A 17,939-nucleotide genomic window follows, 5' to 3' on the forward strand; every position below is an offset into this window, starting at 1 on the left:
AGATCTCTTTCTTATCTATTTTTCATCGCTATCAGCCTGTTTTTAAGCTGCCGCAGGCTTTGTGGAGCAAACGCTCAAACTGCTGTTGTTCTTCTCGCGTTAACGAGGCCGCCATTTGCTGAGTGGTTTGCGCATAGATATCCATCTCTTCCTTTTCTAACGCCGCGCCTTTCTCGGTGGCCTGTAGCAACGTTGCACGGCCATCCTCAGGACACGAAATACGTTGAATGTAAGCGCGTTTTTCTAATTTGCTCACCATAGCGCTGGCGGAAGCTTTGCTCACTTTCATGCACTCAGCCAGTTCAGTAAGCCGCATCCCCTGCGGGTGTTCCAATAACGCATAAAGATAGTCAAACTCGCTGTTCGTCAGCTCCATACTGCCGCTTTGACGCGAGACTTCACGCCAGCAAAACCAGAGGTGCCACTGAAGTTTTTTCAGATCGTCAATCATTCGGGGACTCAGTTCAGAGAGGGAAAATAATTTAGTTAGGCTAACATACTAAATTTAGACAGGCAATTGGGCGAAAATAAATATTCTCAGGATAAAAACTATTTTCTAATTGGTTTCAGACGACCTATACATTTAGGCCGTCTGAAAGATAGCCTTAGGCTTTAAGGCTCTCCCCTTTGCTGGCTATCACCTCAGAATACCAATAGAAACTATCTTTGCGACTGCGGATAAGGGTTCCTTCACCGTGATCATCTCGATCGACGTAAATAAATCCGTAGCGTTTTGACATCTCGGCCTTCGACGCGCTGACGATATCAATCGGCCCCCAGCTGGTATAGCCCATCACCTCAACGCCATCGTCGATAGCTTCCGCGACCTGAACCAGATGATCGTTAAGATAGCTAATTCGGTAAGCGTCATGAATCGCGCCATCTGCGGAAATTTTATCTTTCGCTCCCAGTCCATTTTCAACGATAAATAACGGTTTTTGGTATCTATCCCACAGCATATTCAACAAAATGCGCAGGCCAGTCGGATCTATTTGCCAGCCCCACTCTGAGCTTGGTAAATGTGGATTTGGCACCATATCCAAAATATTACCGCGGGATTTACGATTTAATTCTTCATCAGCCGTGACACACCCCGTCATGTAATAGCTGAAAGAAATAAAGTCGATAGTCGTTTTTAACGCCTGACGATCCTCTGGGGTGATATCAAGCGTAATATTATTTTCACGGAAATAACGCAGCATATAGCCGGGATATTCCCCACGGCATTGTACGTCGCCAAAGAATAGCCAAGTCCGATTTTGCTGGAGCGTTTCCCATACGTCCTGTGGCTGGCACGATAGTGGATACATTAAACCGCCCAATAGCATATTACCTATTTTGGCATCGGGGATAATCTCATGACAGGCTTTCACCGCTTTAGCACTGGCCACTAATTGATGATGGATAGCCTGATATATTTCTGCTTTGCTACTACCTTCGGGTAACCCAACACCGGTTAAAGGCGCATGCAGCGACATATTGATCTCATTAAACGTGAGCCAATATTTAACCTTATGTTGATAGCGCTGGAATACGGTGCGCGCATACTGCTCAAAAAAACCAATTGTTTTCCTGCTCCCCCAGCCGCCATATTTTTTAACTAATTCCCACGGCATTTCATAATGAGAAAGCGTCACTACCGGCTGAATACCGTATTTAGCCATTTCATCAAACAAACTGTCATAAAAAGCTAAACCCGCTTCATTAGGCTGATCCTCATCGCCATGTGGGAAAACACGCGTCCAAGCAATAGAAGTTCGTAAACATTTGAATCCCATTTCTGCAAATAATGCGATGTCTTGTGGATATTGGTGATAAAAATCAATTGCGACATCTTTAATACCAAAGTCACCCTCACGACGCTCCACTACATCCCCAAAAATACCCTGCGGCTGAACGTCTGAGGTTGATAAGCCTTTGCCTGCCTCACGATACGCACCCTCAACCTGATTAGCGGCTACCGCGCCTCCCCAAAGAAAATCCTGCGGAAAAAGTTTCATCGGTTATTCCTTATGTTCGCGGCTTACCACCAGCAGTGGTTCGCCCTCTTGGGTTAATGTGCGTGCCAGGCACTGCACATCCAGAAATTCGTCGCTATTACTGATAATTATCGGCGTCGTTAAATCGTAACCGGCAGCAATGATCGCCTGCCGATCAAACTCAATGAGCAAATCACCGGCCTGAACTTTGTCACCGGCTTTTACATGCGCGGTAAAATGCAGTCCGTCCAGCTTCACAGTATCGATGCCAATGTGGATCAACAGCTCAATCCCCTGCTCGCTGAGGATGCCGATGGCATGTTTGGTTTGGAATAGGGACGCTATTTCCCCCGCAAAAGGCGCCACCACACGCCCAAGCTCAGGCACTATCGCCGCGCCGCGCCCGAGCAAACCACTGGCAAAAGTACTATCACTCACGTTTTCTAGCGCCAGTACCGTGCCGGTCATCGGCGACAACACGGTATTTTCATCGGCAGTCCAGCGCCTGGCACCAGACTTCACTTCCGGCTTCGCCTGCTCTTTAGGCAGACCGAACAAAACGGTGCTCACCGCGGCGATAATCAACGCCAGTAATGACCCTGTAATCGCGCCCCACACGCTCAGATCCACGCCTGCGGGAGGGATAATTTGAGCAAAAGTAAAGACGCTCACTAAGCCAAAAGAGTAGGAAGCTGCTTGGCTATAGCCTACTATCGCACCGCCAATAGCTCCGGCCACGCAGCCAAAAATAAACGGACGTCGGCGCGGAAGCGTTACGCCATATACCGCAGGCTCAGTGATGCCAAAAACCCCCGCGGTGGCAGCGGAACCGGCCATCACTTTAAGCTTGGCATCCCGAGTGCGTAGGAAAACACCAAAAGCCGCACCGACTTGGCCGAGTACTGCGGGCAGCAACAACGGTGATAAGGTGTCATGCCCAAGCACGCTAAAGTTGTTAATCATCAATGGGATCAATCCCCAGTGAAGTCCGAAAATCACGCAGACCTGCCAAATGCCCCCCATCACTGCGCCCGCGAGCCAAGGTGCAAACACATAAATTGCTTGATACCCCATGGCTAGCATTTGGCTTAGCCATGTTGCTACTGGGCCAATCAACAGGAACGTTAACGGAACCGTGATCGCTAGACACAACAGCGGCGTGAGAAAGTTTTTCACCGCGGACGGCATATGGGCATTAAGGCGTTTTTCTAATTGGCAACTGACCCACGCAGCAAAAATGATGGGAATAACCGACGAACTGTAGTTGATAAAGGTAATAGGAATACCGAGGAAATAAGCATCAAAACTACCGGCGAGTGAAGCATTAAACCCCTGCATCATCAGCGGGTGTGTTAACGCACCACCAATGGCCATGGTTAAAAACGGACTGCCACCAAATTTTTTCCCAGCGGTATATCCCAGAACCAGCGGGAAGAAATAGAACAGAGCATCACTGGCAGCAAACCAGATTTGATAGGTGCCCCCTGTAACGGATAGCCAGCCACAGGCCGCGGCTAGCGCCAATAATCCCTTTAAAATACCGGAAGCGGCCATCACGCCTAAGAATGGTGTAAAAATGCCGGATACAACATCAATAAAGCGACCAAGTAACCCCGATTTTTCACCACTTTCAGTGCTTGGCGTATCATCACTGAGCTGCGCTGCTTTTCTTACCGCCTGATAAACATCCCCCACGTGGTTACCGATCACCACCTGAAACTGCCCACCGCTTTCCACCACCATAATGATGCCAGAATGCTCTTTGAGTTTTTGGGCCTGTGCTTTACCGCTATCTTTTAATTTGAAGCGTAGCCGCGTGGCGCAATGCACTAGACTGGCGATATTCTCTTTACCGCCTACCCCCGCCACGATATCTACCGCTAATGTTTGATAATTCATTCCCTCTCCCTCTACGCCTGCCACCGTCAGCGGCTACGGAAACCTGATATAAAAAAACCTGACCCTTCGCCTAAATAAATCAGGAGAAGCGATCAGGTTTTGCCCGCCGAAGCAGTAACAATCCTTTAGTCCATGCCAACATCTGGCACGGTGAATTTTTTAACGCGTTGCCGCGCTTGGACACTCTTTGCGAACTCTTTCGATGTGAATAGACAAGAACATAATCTCTTCATTACTCAGTTCGCGTTGATACTGCGCCTTTAAATGCCGACCAATTTTTTCAGCACAACGCCATGCCAGCGGGTAGTTATCCTTTACCGCCGAATGCAGGGTAATATCGTCATCAGGCACCACATTTCGTCCTAGCATGCGCTGAGCAAAAAACTTGAGGTGCGTGACAAAGCGCTGATAGCTTAAGGTCTCTTCGTCGTATTCCAGCGATAGTTGGTACTTCACAATATGCAGGATTTCTTGCATCACCTGCGTGATGTGCATTACCTCAGGCATTTCGCTATTGAGCTGGGCATTAACCAGATGCAGGGCAATAAATCCTGCTTCATCATCCAATAATCGCACCCCTAAGCGGCGATCAATCAGCTCAATGGCCTCCTGCCCGATGGCATATTCTTTCGGATACAGACGCCGCGTCTCCCACAGTAAAACGTTGCGAATGGCCATCCCCTTCTGCTGCCGTTCAATCGCAAAATAGCAATGATCGGTCAGAGAGATATACAGGCTATCTTGTAATTTACCGAGCCGCGCTTTTGCCGCGTTAATAATGAGATCGCAGGTAGTCATCACCTCGAGTGGTATATGGCTCAAAAGCTCGCTCAAACGCGTGATGAGCTCATCACTTTGCAGTGCGAATACTTTCTCAATCTTAGCCTCGTCCACCGCATCACCGGAACGTTTCTGGAATCCCAAACCACGCCCCATCACCACCTGTTCGCGCTGATGTTCATCAACCACGACCACCACATTGTTATTCAGTATTTTGGCGATTTTCACGGGTTAACCTTTTTAGACTCCAGAAACAAAAAAACCTGACCGCTGACAAATGTCAGTTGATCAGGTTTTGCCTGCTTACGCAGTAACAATCCACTGATGACTCTATCAGTTTTAAACTTTGCCTCAACGGACACATGGCTAAAACGTGATAGCGATCGCCCGCGAACTAACGTTTTAGCTACAGATGTTGCAGCTCAGGTTTATTCAACAAATGCTGGTATTCAGACTCTAGCTGCGGCGCATTCCAGTCACCGTCAATGATGGTATAGGTGATATAACCTTTGTTAAGCCAGCCGGTATCGGTATCCGCCTGAGATGGGGTTAATACGTCTGTGTTCATAATTTGCTGTGCTTTACCATCCGGTAACAGCTTGTAGTGATGCTGTGCTTTAGGATGCGGCTCATTGATAACGTATTTCACACCGGCTATTTTATCTTTTGCCAGAGGCGGATAGTTGATGCTTAAGCCTGAACCTTTCGGTAATAAAGACTGCCCTGGCTGCCAGTTTTTCCCCAGTTCATCGACAACATGAACCATATAATCTACCGCCTGCGGCCAATAAAGCTTGGTGCTCGGCCAACCCGCTTTCATTTCTTTTTCACTCAATACATAGCCGATACTGGCGGCTATGGCAGGATAACCATAGCGAACAGCGCGCGCTGCGGCAGATACCGTGCCGGAATTCAGTTGAGCAACGCCAGTATTTGGGCCATCGTTCACCCCAGAGATAACGAGATCGGGCGGCGTGTCTTGCATCACGCCCAGCACAGCAAAATCAAGCGAATCAGCAGGCGTTCCAGGGAAGCAGTACTGTTTGTCGCTTATTTTTTTTACATCGAAAATCTTGTTAGGTTTAAACGTAATCGCAGAGCCGATGCCGCTTTGATTGGTCGCTGGCGCAACCAGCCATACGTCATAACCTTTTGCGGCCAGCTTTGTTTGTAGCGACGTGGTGCCATAGGATTCACATCCGTCGTCGTTAACGATCAAAATACGCATTGGGCGATCGGCGGCCTGTGCCACTAGCGCGGTAGACGCTAATAAAGCAGCGGTAATCAGTTGTTTTTTCATCGTGTTATTCCTAATCAGTGAAACCATTAAAACAAACCAAATTTATACTCAACGCGAACCGCGGCCCCTACGCCTTTCGCACGGTGGAAACTATCGCCATCATCGGTTATTGATGGGTTACTTTTGCTATCGAGTTTCCATGTATAAGCAGGGCCAAAGCCCGCAAAAATATTGAGGCCAGCGATACGCTGTGGTGACCATGAGAAGAATCCGCCATATTCCCACTCTTTTAACGAAACCCCTTTGTACTCAATGCCATAGCCATAGTTTCCATATAACCCGACCAACAGTTCGGGTGAAACCTGATACTGGCTATAGACATAAAGCATCTGCTCGCCATCGTTAACGTAGTCATTCCCTTCTCCATCGGCTGGGCTATTGAAAGTGCCACGGGTATTTTTCCCCATATGCCAATAGAAATAACCCAGTCCATCTTTTAAATGTGCCTTTGTTTTTGACCAGCCAACGCCGAATTCCGCAGCCGCTTTTTGATAACCAATAAGGCCAAAATAGTGCTCAGCATCATGTTCAAAGGCTTTAGTTCCTTCCCATTCGCTCAAGCCACGGTTGTAATACACCACGCCGCGAGTCAGAAAACGGGAGTTTTCGGAGAGCGGCCAAAACCAACTTCCCTCAATGCCTTGTCGTAGCAAATAATCTTTACTATCACCGGCCAAATAGGTGAAACCTTTGCCCTTTTCTGGCTTCCAGCTAATATCACCGGATGCGATATAGTCGATTTTCTTATCGCTTTTCAGCGTGTAAAAATGACGTTTTTCCGGCTCATCACGCTCTGAAAAACGATTCACCAACGCCGCTTTTATTTGCACCTGATCAAAACCAATCTCAGTGCTGAGCCCTTCCCAAGTACTAGGGACTGCACGGCTGGTATTGGTGGTAATGGCGCCGAATTTATTCAGTTTTCTCCAGCCGCCATACACATTCATAAACCGTTTTTGTTCGCCAAACTTAGCCTTAGCAAAAAGCTGGCCGACCTTATTAAAACCTTCCGCATGCCCATTGTTGTCACGCAATAAATCACGGCCGTAGAAATCTTTATTGGCATATAGTTTGCTCACGCCATACCACGAGGCATCAAATCCCACGGTGTCTTGGTACCAGCCGCTGCTGTAATCTACATGTATCGCCTGCGCCCAGGCATTTTGGTCGCCAACATCGAAATCTGCACGCTGGTCTGTGGTGTTTAGCATCCATATATTTCTGAGCGTGAGATCTAAATGGCTACCCTCAAATAAACCGCCGCTTGAAATATCCATCGCATTGGCATGAGTAAAAATCCCAGTGGTAATTAAAAGTAACGTTATTTTTATATTGCTGTGTCTCATCTTATATTCCCTGCCTTTCCTTGAATTAATTCGGCACTGGTTTTAGGCAAAAGATCCCCGAAAGCAGAATAAGCTGCTCAAAATAGAATCTAATGAATTAACGCTCAATAATTAGAATTTAATAAATCCGATTCAATATCCTTTATTAACACCAACAAACTAGAGGCAAAAAAAAACCTAAGCTCCCGATTGTTGGCCAATGCCATACATTCAGAAGCTTAGGTTTTGCCTGCTACTCAGTAACAATCCTAAACATGTTTCTAGCTAAAAGTACGTTACCACGGTAATTTTAGAAACTAAACCCTTTCAACCGTAAATAAGATTATTTTGTGATGTGGCTAACAAACATTGTTATGCATTTTCTATTTTTATCATCTAATTAATTAGCCTTGATCAAAAAAATACGCTTCGACTAATTCAGTAAAGTTATTCTTTAATATCGTATAAGTAAAAAGCCCTACTAGCGTTAACTAATAGGGCTTTATTTGGCTATGATCTTATCGATTCAATTAAAGAATCGGCTGTGCCATCTGCACCAGAGAAATCAGCGGCTGAGGGAAGATACCCAGCAGAACCACTAAGATCCCTGAAATCAGCACCACAACGCCACCGGCAGTCAGTGCCCAGTTATTTGGCGTATCACGCACCAGCGTTTCAGGTGCATGCAGGTACATACTCACGGCAACGCGCAGGTAGTAGTACAAACCAATCGCACTACCCACCACAACCGCACCGGTCAGCCACCACAGATGCGCCTGAACACCCACGGTAACGATATAGAATTTACCGATGAAGCCCAGCGTCATTGGGATACCCGCCAGAGACAGCATAGACACCGTCATCACCGCAGACAGAATTGGCTTATGCCAGAACAGACCACGATAAGAGAACAGGGATTCTGCGTCAGGGCCGCTGTATGGGCTAGACATCAAGCTCACCACACCGAAGGAGGCAAGACTTGCGAACAGATAACCTGCCAGATACACGCCAACCGCTTCAGCAGAAATTTGCTGACTCTGAACCGCAATCAATGCCACCAGCAGATAGCCTAAATGAGACACCGAAGAGTAACCAAGCAGACGCTTGATGTTGCTCTGCGTGATCGCCATCAGGTTACCAAACAGGATGGAGCAGAATGCGATGATGCCCAGAACTAAACGTACCGTTTCGCTGTTGGTGACCGGCGCATACATAAACAGACGCATCAGAACGGCAAAGATGGCAATCTTGCTGGCGGTGGCCAAGAAGGTTGAAACCGGTGCAGGTGCGCCCTGATACACGTCTGGCGTCCACAGCTGGAACGGAACCAGTGAAAGTTTGAAGCCAAAGCCAACCAGCATCATGCCCAAACCGGCTAACAACAGCGGTTCGTGCAGCATGCTATCGCTCATGCTTTTGCCTAGGCCGGCAAACGACAGGTCGCCAGATTCAGCATACAGCAGCGCCATACCGAACAGCAGGAACGATGACGCCGCCGCTGACAGAATGGTGTACTTGATAGCGGCTTCCAGCGAACGTTTCTGGCGATAGGCATAACCAATCAAGCCAAACAGCGGCAGCGAAATCAGTTCGATACCGATGAACAACGCCGCCAGATGGTTAGCGCAAGCCAGTACGATACCGCCCAGAGTTGCAATCAGAACCAGCAGATAGAACTCATCGCGGTTATCTGGATAGCCTTGCAGCCATGGGTAGGCAAACGTGCTGGTCGCAAGGCTCGACAGCAACACCAAGCCGATATACAGCATGGAGAAACTATCAACGCGAAACAGCGGCGTTACGTTTAACGAGCCATCCGTTGCAGAAAGAAGCTGCCCCACAAAATAGAGCGAAAGCAGCGCCAGGTTCAAACCGATCACTGTCACCGTTGCGTTGACGAAGTGGTTGCGTCGCCACGCAATGCACAGCATCACAACCACCACCGTCAATCCGACGATCAACAGCGGTAACAGTGCGATCAGATGTTGAGGAGTTATTGTCATGGCGAATTACGGCCTTGTTGTTAAAGTTGAAGCAGAGCTAAACCAGTGTTGCACGTTCGTCATTGCGGCACTGGACGTATCCAGAATCGGCTGAGGATAAACACCTAGCGCAACCAGCAGAACCACCAGCAGCAGAATAATCGACAGCTCACGCGTGCTCATGCCCGGCAGAGGTTTGTCAGATTTTGGTGCACCGTAATAAGCGCGCTGCATCATGATTAACGAATAAACAGAGGCAAATACCAGACCGAAGGTAGAGATAATCGTGATAACCGGCACCACTTGGAAGCTGCCGAATAGGATCATGAACTCACCAACGAAGTTACCAGTACCCGGCATACCTAAGGTGGCAACGGCAAAGAACAGCGACAGCGCAGGCAGGTACTTAATCCGGCCCCACAAACCGCCCATCTGACGCATATCACGCGTATGCAGACGTTCGTAAAGCTGACCACAGATGATGAACATACCCGCAGCAGACAAACCGTGCGCAATCATCTGGATAACCGCGCCCTGATAGGCCAGTTGGCTACCGGAGTAGATCGCGATCAATACGAAGCCCATGTGGGAAACGGAGGTATAAGCAATCAGACGTTTAATATCAGTCTGAGCAAACGCCATCCATGCACCGTAGAAGATACCGATAACACCTAACCACATCGCGATAGGCGCGAATTCATGGGATGCTTCTGGGAACAACGGCAGGCTGAAACGCAACAGACCATAGGCTGCGGTTTTCAGCAAAATACCGGCTAAGTCAACGGAACCTGCGGTCGGTGCCTGACTGTGTGCATCAGGTAACCAGCCATGCAATGGAACCACCGGCATCTTCACGGCAAATGCAATAAAGAAGCCCAACATCAGCAGATACTGAACGTTGTGACTCATTGGCGTGTTCAGCAATTCTTCATAGTTAAATGTCCACACGCCGGTAGCGTTGAAGTGAACAAATACCAGACCCAGAATCGCAATCAGCATAATCAAGCCGCTGGACTGGGTGTAGATGAAGAACTTGGTGGCAGCGCTGATACGGGTTTTGCCGTCTGATGCTTTATGACCCCAAAGAGCGATCAAGAAGTACATCGGCACCAGCATCATTTCCCAGAAGAAGAAGAACAGGAACAGGTCGATGGCTAAGAACACACCGATGACACCCCCCAGAATCCATAACAGATTCAGGTGGAAGAAGCCCTGATACTTCTGGATCTCGTTCCAAGAACAGAGGATCGCCAGAACGCCCAGCAAGCCGGTCAATACCACCATCAGCAGTGATAAACCATCCAGTGCTAGGTGGAATTCAATCCCGAAACGTGGGATCCACGGCACGGAGAACTCTGACTGCCACTGCGGCAGACCCGCCGCCTGTGTCAGAGAATAGCCGCCCTGCAACCACAGTTGCACAGACAACACTAACGTCAGACCCATTGCTATCAGTGCTATCCAGCGTGGAGCTTTGGTGCCGAAGCGCTCGCTCTGCCAGCTTAAAAAGCCACCGATGAACGGGATAAGAATTAGCCAAGGTAATAACATGGCGCTTTGTGTCCCTTAAAATTGAATGCGGTTTTCACGTTACCGAGGGCATCCGCCCCCGGCTGGCGACAACTCAATTCACTTAACCAATAACAACAGAGCCAATACGACCACTGCGCCCACACCCATAGATGCCATATACCAGCGCAACTGACCGTTTTCACTCACCGCAAGACCACGATTACCCCAGCGCGCAAAGACGGCGAACAGGTTCATCAGGCTGTTGAGCGGATCGCGCTGTAACAGGTAAGCAATCGCTTTAAACGGCTTAACAAAGATCATGTTGTACAGCCAGTCAAAGCCCCATGCATGGAACCACCACGTTGAGAAGAAGCGACCCGGCGCGCTCTGCGCCACGCTATTCACAAACTGACGTTTCCCAAGGTACAAGACAGCAGCCAGCAGGATGCCAACGATAGCCACGACGCCGGAGATAATTTCTAACGTCATTTTACCCGCTTCACCGCTGTGGCTTTCTGGTAACACACCCGCCAGCGGTGGCGTAATCAACGCACCGATGAAGGTAGAAAGCACCAGCAACACAATCAGCGGCAGGCTATGCGCAATGCCTTTGCCCGCATGTGCTTTGGTATGTGCTTCGCCATGGAACACAATGAAAATCATACGGAAGGTATACAGCGACGTCAGGAACGCACCCACCAAGCCCGCAGTCATCAGGTTAACGTGGCCAGAAGCCAACGCACCCCACAGGATTTCATCTTTACTGTAGAAGCCCGCGGTGACGATTGGCAACGCAGACAGCGCAGCACCACCGACCAAGAAGCAGATGTAAACCAGCGGCAGCGATTTACGCAATCCACCCATTTTGAAGATGTTCTGCTCGTGGTGGCAGGCCAAAATAACCGAACCAGAAGAGAGGAACAGCAGCGCTTTAAAGAACGCATGCGTCATCAGATGGAAGATTGCCGCATCCCATGCTTGAACGCCCAGCGCCAAGAACATGTAGCCGATCTGACTCATGGTTGAGTAAGCTAGCACGCGTTTGATGTCGGTTTGTACCAGCGCGGCGAAACCGGCCAGCACCAACGTCACCGCACCAACGATACCCACCAGATGCAGCACTTCAGGCGCCATCAGGAACAGGCCGTGCGTACGTGCAATCAGGTAAACACCGGCGGTAACCATGGTCGCAGCATGGATCAAAGCAGAAACCGGCGTTGGACCCGCCATCGCATCCGCCAACCATGTTTGCAACGGCAGCTGTGCAGATTTACCTACGGCACCGCCCAACAGCATCAGCGTCGCCCACGTAATCGCAGTCGAGCCTATCTCCAGTTTTTGCGGAGCCAGAATCATCAGTTCACGGATGTTCAGCGTGCCCAGTTCGTTGTAAAGAATGAACAGGCCAATCGCCAAGAACACGTCACCTACGCGGGTCACGATGAACGCCTTCATTGCCGCCGCACCGTTAGCCGGATTGGTGTAGTAGAAGCCGATCAGCAGATAACTGCACAGCCCTACCCCTTCCCAGCCCAGATACATCAGCAGCAGGTTATCCGCCAGAACCAATACCACCATGCTGGCGATAAACAGGTTGGTATAAGCGAAGAAGCGCGAGTAGCCCTCTTCACCGCGCATATACCATGAGGCGAACATATGAATGAAGAAGCCCACGCCGGTAACCACAGACAGCATGGTCAGCGACAGACCGTCCAGCGTTAAGGTCACAGGAATACCGAAGTCACCCACGGCCATCCAGTTCCACAGATGTTGGTTGAACACCTGTACGCCGTCGGCTTTTTGACTTAAGAAATCAAAACCCACATAGGCGGTAACCAGCGCAGCCAGTCCGATAGAACCGACACCGATGATGGCCGACGTATTTTCTGACCAGCGACCACGGGAAAATGCCAACAGCAAGAACCCGATTAACGGTAGCAATATTGTTAAGTAGAGTAGGTTCATCCGCGCATCTCACTGACAGTATCGATATTCAGGGTGTTGCGACGACGATGCAATTGCAGCAACAGCGCCAAGCCAATACTCGCTTCCGCCGCGGCTAAGCTGATCGCCAGAATGTACATCACCTGACCATCTGCTTGTCCCCAATAGCTCCCCGCCACCACGAATGCCAAAGCAGCCGCGTTGATCATGATTTCCAAGCTAATCAGCATAAACAGCAGATTGCGCCGGATTAACAGGCCGGTCAGTCCCAGAACAAACAGGATGGCCGCCAGAATTAAACCGTGTTGTAACGGGATCATGCTCGCTCCTCCGCCTTATTTTTTACCGCCATTGCCTTGGCTTTATTGGCATCCGCTTCTGGCGCTTTGCTGAAGACTTCACCCTGCTTGTGCTCGCGTCCCACATGGAACGCCACCACCAGACCCGCCAGCAACAGCATAGATACCAGTTCAACGGCTAGAACATACGGGCCAAACAGCGCGATACCGACCGCTTTCGCGTCAATCATGTCGCCGCTGATCCCTTGGTCGTTGACGCTCATAATGGCGTAAACCAGCACCGCTAACAGGATCAGAGACAAAATGCTCGGCCCAATCCACAGCGTTGGTTTCAGCCATGCGCGTTCTTGCTCCACCACCGAATTACCGAGGTTAAGCATCATGACCACGAAGACGAACAGAACCATAATCGCACCGGCATACACGATGATCTCCAAGGCACCCGCAAAGTAAGCGCCAAGAGAGAAGAACACCGCCGCAATCGCCAGTAACGACACAATTAAATACAGCAAGGCGTGAACCGGATTGGCATGCGAGATCACTCGGATCGTTGCCACCACGGCCACCAGCGCTGCAATGTAGAATGCAAATTCCATGCTTGGCTCCTTAAGGTAGCAGACCTTTAACGTCAATCGGCTTCGCTTCGTTTTCGGCTTCGCCTTTCGCTTTGCCGTCGATAGCCATACCGGCCATACGATAGAAGTTATATTCCGGATATTTACCCGGGCCCGAGATCAGAAGATCTTCTTTTTCGTATACCAAATCCTGACGCTTAAATTCACCCAGTTCAAAATCTGGCGTTAGCTGAATAGCGGTCGTTGGACACGCTTCTTCACACAAACCACAAAAGATGCAGCGAGAGAAGTTGATGCGGAAAAACTCTGGATACCAGCGACCATCTTTGGTTTCTGCTTTCTGCAAAGAAATACAGCCAACCGGACAGGCAACGGCACACAGGTTACAGGCAACGCAGCGCTCTTCACCGTCGGGATCGCGGGTTAACACGATACGACCACGGTAGCGAGGCGGCAGATAGACCGGCTCTTCCGGATACATTTGGGTTTCGCGCTTAGCAAACGCATGCAAGCCAATCATCCACAGGCTGCGCACTTGGGTGCCGAAACCAACCACTAACTCTTTCAATGTCATGGTTACATTCACCCCTTATTGAGCGTTATACAAAATCACGGCGGCGGTCGCCAACAGGTTCAACAACGTCAACGGCAGGCAAATTTTCCAGCCGAATGACATCACCTGGTCATAGCGAGGACGCGGCAGTGACGCACGCACCAGAATAAACATCACCATGAAGAAGGCAGTCTTAATTGCAAACCAGATAACCGGCGGCAGGAATGGCCCCTGCCAGCCTCCGAAGAACAGCGTCACAATCAGCGCTGATACGGTGACGATCCCGATATATTCCCCCACGAAGAACAGACCGAATTTCATACCGGAATATTCAATGTGGTAACCGTCGGCCAGTTCCTGCTCGGCTTCCGGTTGGTCAAATGGGTGACGGTGACATACCGCAACACCGGCGATAATAAAGGTCAGGAATCCAAAGAACTGCGGGATAACGTTCCACAGATGAGACTGCGATTCCACGATAGCCTGCATGTTGAAGGAATCAGCCTGCGCAACCACGCCCATCACCGAAAGACCGAGGAACACTTCATAGCTCAGCGTCTGCGCAGAAGCACGCATCGCACCCAGCAAAGAGTATTTGTTGTTGCTCGACCAACCGGCAAACAGCACGGCGTAAACCGCAAGACCTGCCATCATCAAGAAGAACAGAATACCGATGTTCAGATCGGCACCCATCCACGTTGGGCTTACCGGCACAATCGCGAAAGCCAGCAACAAAGAGGAGAACGCAATCATCGGCGCCAAGGTAAAGATCAGGCGATCGGAGAAGCGTGGAACCCAGTCTTCTTTGAAGAACATTTTGACCATATCCGCAACCAGCTGGAGCGAGCCGCCCCAGCCAACACGGTTTGGTCCATAACGGTTCTGGAACAGGCCGAGCAAACGACGTTCGCCGAAGCTCATAAATGCCCCACAGGTGACCACCACCAGCAAAATCACCACCGCTTTAAGCACGGTGAGAATGATGTCGATCACGTCTGGCGTCAGCCAACTCATAATGCTGCCTCCCGCACTTTCGTTTCCTGAATAGCGTCAACTTTGCTTCCGTTCAACACCGGTGAGATACCTGGCAGACCCAGAGGCAGACCGATTTGACCTGACTGCAAATTATCGCTTAAGCGCACTGGCAGCGTCAGTTTCTGTTCTGCAACAGTCAGCTCCAGAACCGTTCCGCTGTTCACGCCCAACTGCGCCGCATCCGCCGGATTCACCATCACATATGCTTCTGGCATACGGGTTTGGATAACCGGTGCACGCTGAGTCATCTCGTCGCTACCAAACAGATGGTAGTAAGGCGCAACTACCCAGCCCGCATTCTGATAGGCAGCAGGTACGGCGTCGAAGTAAGCCAATGAGCCTTCACCGGCCGCGATTAAACGCACGCCCGGATCGCCGTGGCGCAGATGCCCCCCCACTTCGGCTTGGAATTTGTTCCATGCCTGCGGTGAGTTCCAGCCCGGAGCCCATGCAAATGGGATCTGCTGACGATCTTCCAATGGACCACTGTACCCTTCCATTGAGAACGCAAACGCGGTGTCTTTGTCCTGCGGCTGGCGCGGTTCATGTACGCTAATGTTGGCGCGCATTGCGGTGCGACCACTATAACGATGCGGTTCACGAGCCAGTTTCTGACCTTTGATACGGAAGCTTGCGTCCGGCGCTGCGTCCACGATGCCTTGCAGCTGTGGATAGGCTTTCACACAAGATTCAATCACGTGATCCAGCTGCGTCCAGTCGATATGACGGCTTTCGACGGTGGTGTGCAGGGAGTGCAACCAGCGCCAGCTTTCCAGCATAATCGACGGCGTGTTTTTCTTCGGATCGTCGTAGTAAGCCGGATCGTAAACTTGGAAAAAGCGCTGTGCGCGGCCTTCTTGGTTGACCAAGGTGCCATCGCTTTCGGCAAAGCTTGCCGCTGAGAGCACCAGATCGGCTTTGTTCATGATTTCTGTACGTTGATGATCGACCACGATCAGGCTTTGGGCTTTCGCCAAAGCGGCATCGACACGCGCAGCTGGCGCATGGCGATAAAGATCGTTTTCCAGCACCACAACGGCATCAGCGTTACCCTGTTCGAGCTCAACCAGTGCATCGTCAATCGACGGTGCATTCATCATTGCCAGACCCATGCTGTTCGCTTCGGCGGCAATAAAGGTGATACCGACATCCAGATCGCGCGCTTTCAACGCTTTAGCCACGTTCGCGGCGGCTTCAATCAGCGGTGTATAACCGGCATTGCTGCCCGTTACGATCAGCGGTTTTTTCGCTCCCGCTAACGCTTGAACGATCACGTCAACCTGCTTGCGCACGTCGTCTGATAAACCTTCAACCGCAGGGGCTGAGTTATCCAACGCATGAGCCACAGCGAAGCCTAAACGTGCCTGATCGGCAACCGGTGCGCGATAGTTCAGCGCCGCGATATCATCCAAACGGGTGTCGTCAATGCTGGTCATGAACAGCGGATACTTGGCACGTTGGCCAATGTTCTGAATCGCCGCAATCTGCCAGTCAGCCACACGCTGAGCCGCAGCCATCGCACGCGCCTTGCCTTTTACAGCCTGACGCAGCGCCAACGCGATACGCGCAGCGGTTTGGGTTACGTCTTCACCGAGGATCAGCACCGCATCGTAGCTTTCCATCTCACGCAGAGCCGGGGTATAGATACCACCCTCGCGCAGGATTTTTTGCATCAGATTCAAACGGCTTAATTCACCCGCTTCAACGCCGCTGTAGAAGTTTTCCGCGCCGACCAGTTCACGCAACGCATAGTTGCTTTCAAGGCTGGCACGTGGAGAACCAATACCGATAGTTTTCTTCGCCTGACGCAGCAGATCCGCCGCACCTTGCATAGCCTGATCGGCATTCAAGTGGATCCAGTCGTTGCCACGACGCTGTTGCGGCTGGCGAGGACGATCCTTCAGGTTGACATAGCCATAGCCGAAACGGCCACGGTCGCATAGGAAGTAATGGTTAACGGTACCGTTGAAACGGTTTTCGATACGGCGAATTTCACCGTAGCGCTCACCCGGGCTGGTGTTACAACCCACGCTGCACTGCTGGCAGACGCTAGGGGCAAACTGCATGTCCCATTTACGGTTATAACGCTCGGAGTGCGTTTTATCGGTGAATACGCCGGTTGGGCACACTTCGACCAAGTTACCGGAGAATTCACTCTCCAGTGTGCCGCTTTCTGGGCGACCAAAGTAGACGTTGTCGTGCGCGCCATACACACCGAAATCGGTGCCATCAGCGTAATCTTTGTAGTAACGCACACAGCGGTAGCAGGCGATGCAGCGGTTCATTTCATGAGAAATAAACGGCCCCAATTCCTGATTGTTGTGCGTACGTTTGGTGAAGCGATAGCGACGGAAGCTATGGCCGGTCATCACCGTCATATCTTGCAGATGGCAGTTACCGCCCTCTTCACACACAGGACAGTCATGTGGATGGTTGGTCATCAACCATTCCACAACGCTCTCACGGAACGTTTTCGCTTCTGCATCATCGATGGAAATAAAGGTTCCATCCTGCGCGGGTGTCATACATGACATTACCAGACGACCACGGGTATCTTCCGCGTTCTGGTATTGCTTAACCGCACACTGGCGGCAAGCACCGACGCTGCCCAGCGCCGGGTGCCAGCAAAAGTAAGGAATATCAAGCCCGAGAGAGAGACATGCCTGTAGCAGGTTCTCCGCCCCGTTAACTTCATATTCTTTGCCGTCTACATGAATTGTAGCCATTAGCATGCTTCCAAAATAAGAAAACTTTGA

At 50.5% G+C, this 17,939-nt stretch carries 14 protein-coding genes; all 14 read right to left on the minus strand.

Annotation, left to right across the window (positions count from 1 at the left end; genetic code table 11):
- Positions 1-31 precede the first annotated feature (31 nt).
- The 14 genes from CPY98_RS13465 to nuoG all read right to left on the minus strand — a co-directional run bounded on the left by CPY98_RS13465 (position 32) and on the right by nuoG (position 17,909).
- Positions 32-451, minus strand: a complete 420-nt coding sequence (locus tag CPY98_RS13465; RefSeq protein WP_096388071.1) for a MarR family winged helix-turn-helix transcriptional regulator — start codon at positions 449-451, stop codon at positions 32-34.
- Positions 452-605: 154 nt separating this feature from the next.
- Complete coding sequence (locus CPY98_RS13470) at positions 606-2,000, minus strand: glycoside hydrolase family 1 protein (protein ID WP_043494134.1); 1,395 nt, start codon at positions 1,998-2,000, stop codon at positions 606-608.
- A gap of 3 nt (positions 2,001-2,003) precedes the next feature.
- Positions 2,004-3,878, minus strand: a complete 1,875-nt coding sequence (gene bglF / locus CPY98_RS13475; RefSeq protein ID WP_096388073.1) for a PTS beta-glucoside transporter subunit IIABC — start codon at positions 3,876-3,878, stop codon at positions 2,004-2,006.
- A 159-nt stretch (positions 3,879-4,037) separates the two neighbouring features.
- Positions 4,038-4,886, minus strand: coding sequence for a transcriptional antiterminator BglG (gene bglG / locus CPY98_RS13480; protein WP_096388075.1), 849 nt, complete (start codon positions 4,884-4,886; stop codon positions 4,038-4,040).
- A gap of 178 nt (positions 4,887-5,064) precedes the next feature.
- Positions 5,065-5,958, minus strand: coding sequence for a 5'/3'-nucleotidase SurE (gene surE / locus CPY98_RS13485; RefSeq protein WP_043494138.1), 894 nt, complete (start codon positions 5,956-5,958; stop codon positions 5,065-5,067).
- A 26-nt stretch (positions 5,959-5,984) separates the two neighbouring features.
- Positions 5,985-7,304 carry an OprD family outer membrane porin gene (locus CPY98_RS13490; protein ID WP_096388077.1) on the minus strand — a complete coding sequence of 440 codons (1,320 nt, stop codon included), beginning with the start codon at positions 7,302-7,304 and terminating at the stop codon, positions 5,985-5,987.
- 509 nt (positions 7,305-7,813) lie between these two features.
- A complete protein-coding gene (nuoN, locus tag CPY98_RS13495; RefSeq protein WP_025797909.1) occupies positions 7,814-9,286 on the minus strand; it encodes an NADH-quinone oxidoreductase subunit NuoN in 1,473 nt (490 codons plus the stop codon).
- Between the two features lie 6 nt (positions 9,287-9,292).
- Positions 9,293-10,816: an NADH-quinone oxidoreductase subunit M gene (nuoM, locus tag CPY98_RS13500; RefSeq protein WP_096388079.1), complete on the minus strand. Its 1,524-nt coding sequence runs from the start codon at positions 10,814-10,816 to the stop codon at positions 9,293-9,295.
- Positions 10,817-10,894: 78 nt separating this feature from the next.
- A complete protein-coding gene (gene nuoL, locus CPY98_RS13505) occupies positions 10,895-12,742 on the minus strand; it encodes an NADH-quinone oxidoreductase subunit L (protein WP_043494141.1) in 1,848 nt (615 codons plus the stop codon).
- Positions 12,739-13,041 (minus strand): NADH-quinone oxidoreductase subunit NuoK, encoded by a 303-nt coding sequence (nuoK, locus tag CPY98_RS13510; protein WP_004092601.1) that lies wholly within the window; start codon positions 13,039-13,041, stop codon positions 12,739-12,741. The genes nuoL and nuoK overlap by 4 nt, the downstream gene beginning before the upstream one ends.
- Positions 13,038-13,616: an NADH-quinone oxidoreductase subunit J gene (gene nuoJ, locus CPY98_RS13515; RefSeq protein ID WP_040046432.1), complete on the minus strand. Its 579-nt coding sequence runs from the start codon at positions 13,614-13,616 to the stop codon at positions 13,038-13,040. The genes nuoK and nuoJ overlap by 4 nt, the downstream gene beginning before the upstream one ends.
- A gap of 10 nt (positions 13,617-13,626) precedes the next feature.
- Positions 13,627-14,169 carry an NADH-quinone oxidoreductase subunit NuoI gene (gene nuoI, locus CPY98_RS13520; RefSeq protein WP_004092603.1) on the minus strand — a complete coding sequence of 181 codons (543 nt, stop codon included), beginning with the start codon at positions 14,167-14,169 and terminating at the stop codon, positions 13,627-13,629.
- A 15-nt stretch (positions 14,170-14,184) separates the two neighbouring features.
- Positions 14,185-15,162 carry an NADH-quinone oxidoreductase subunit NuoH gene (nuoH, locus tag CPY98_RS13525; protein WP_025797899.1) on the minus strand — a complete coding sequence of 326 codons (978 nt, stop codon included), beginning with the start codon at positions 15,160-15,162 and terminating at the stop codon, positions 14,185-14,187.
- On the minus strand, positions 15,159-17,909 hold the full coding sequence (gene nuoG / locus CPY98_RS13530; RefSeq protein WP_046360231.1) for an NADH-quinone oxidoreductase subunit NuoG: 2,751 nt from the start codon (positions 17,907-17,909) through the stop codon (positions 15,159-15,161). Before nuoG ends, nuoH begins: the two co-directional genes overlap by 4 nt.
- Between the last annotated feature and the right edge of the window lie 30 nt (positions 17,910-17,939).

Origin of the sequence: Hafnia sp. CBA7124 (assembly GCF_002355555.1) — a bacterium.
GTDB classification, from domain to species: Bacteria; Pseudomonadota; Gammaproteobacteria; order Enterobacterales; family Enterobacteriaceae; genus Hafnia; species Hafnia alvei.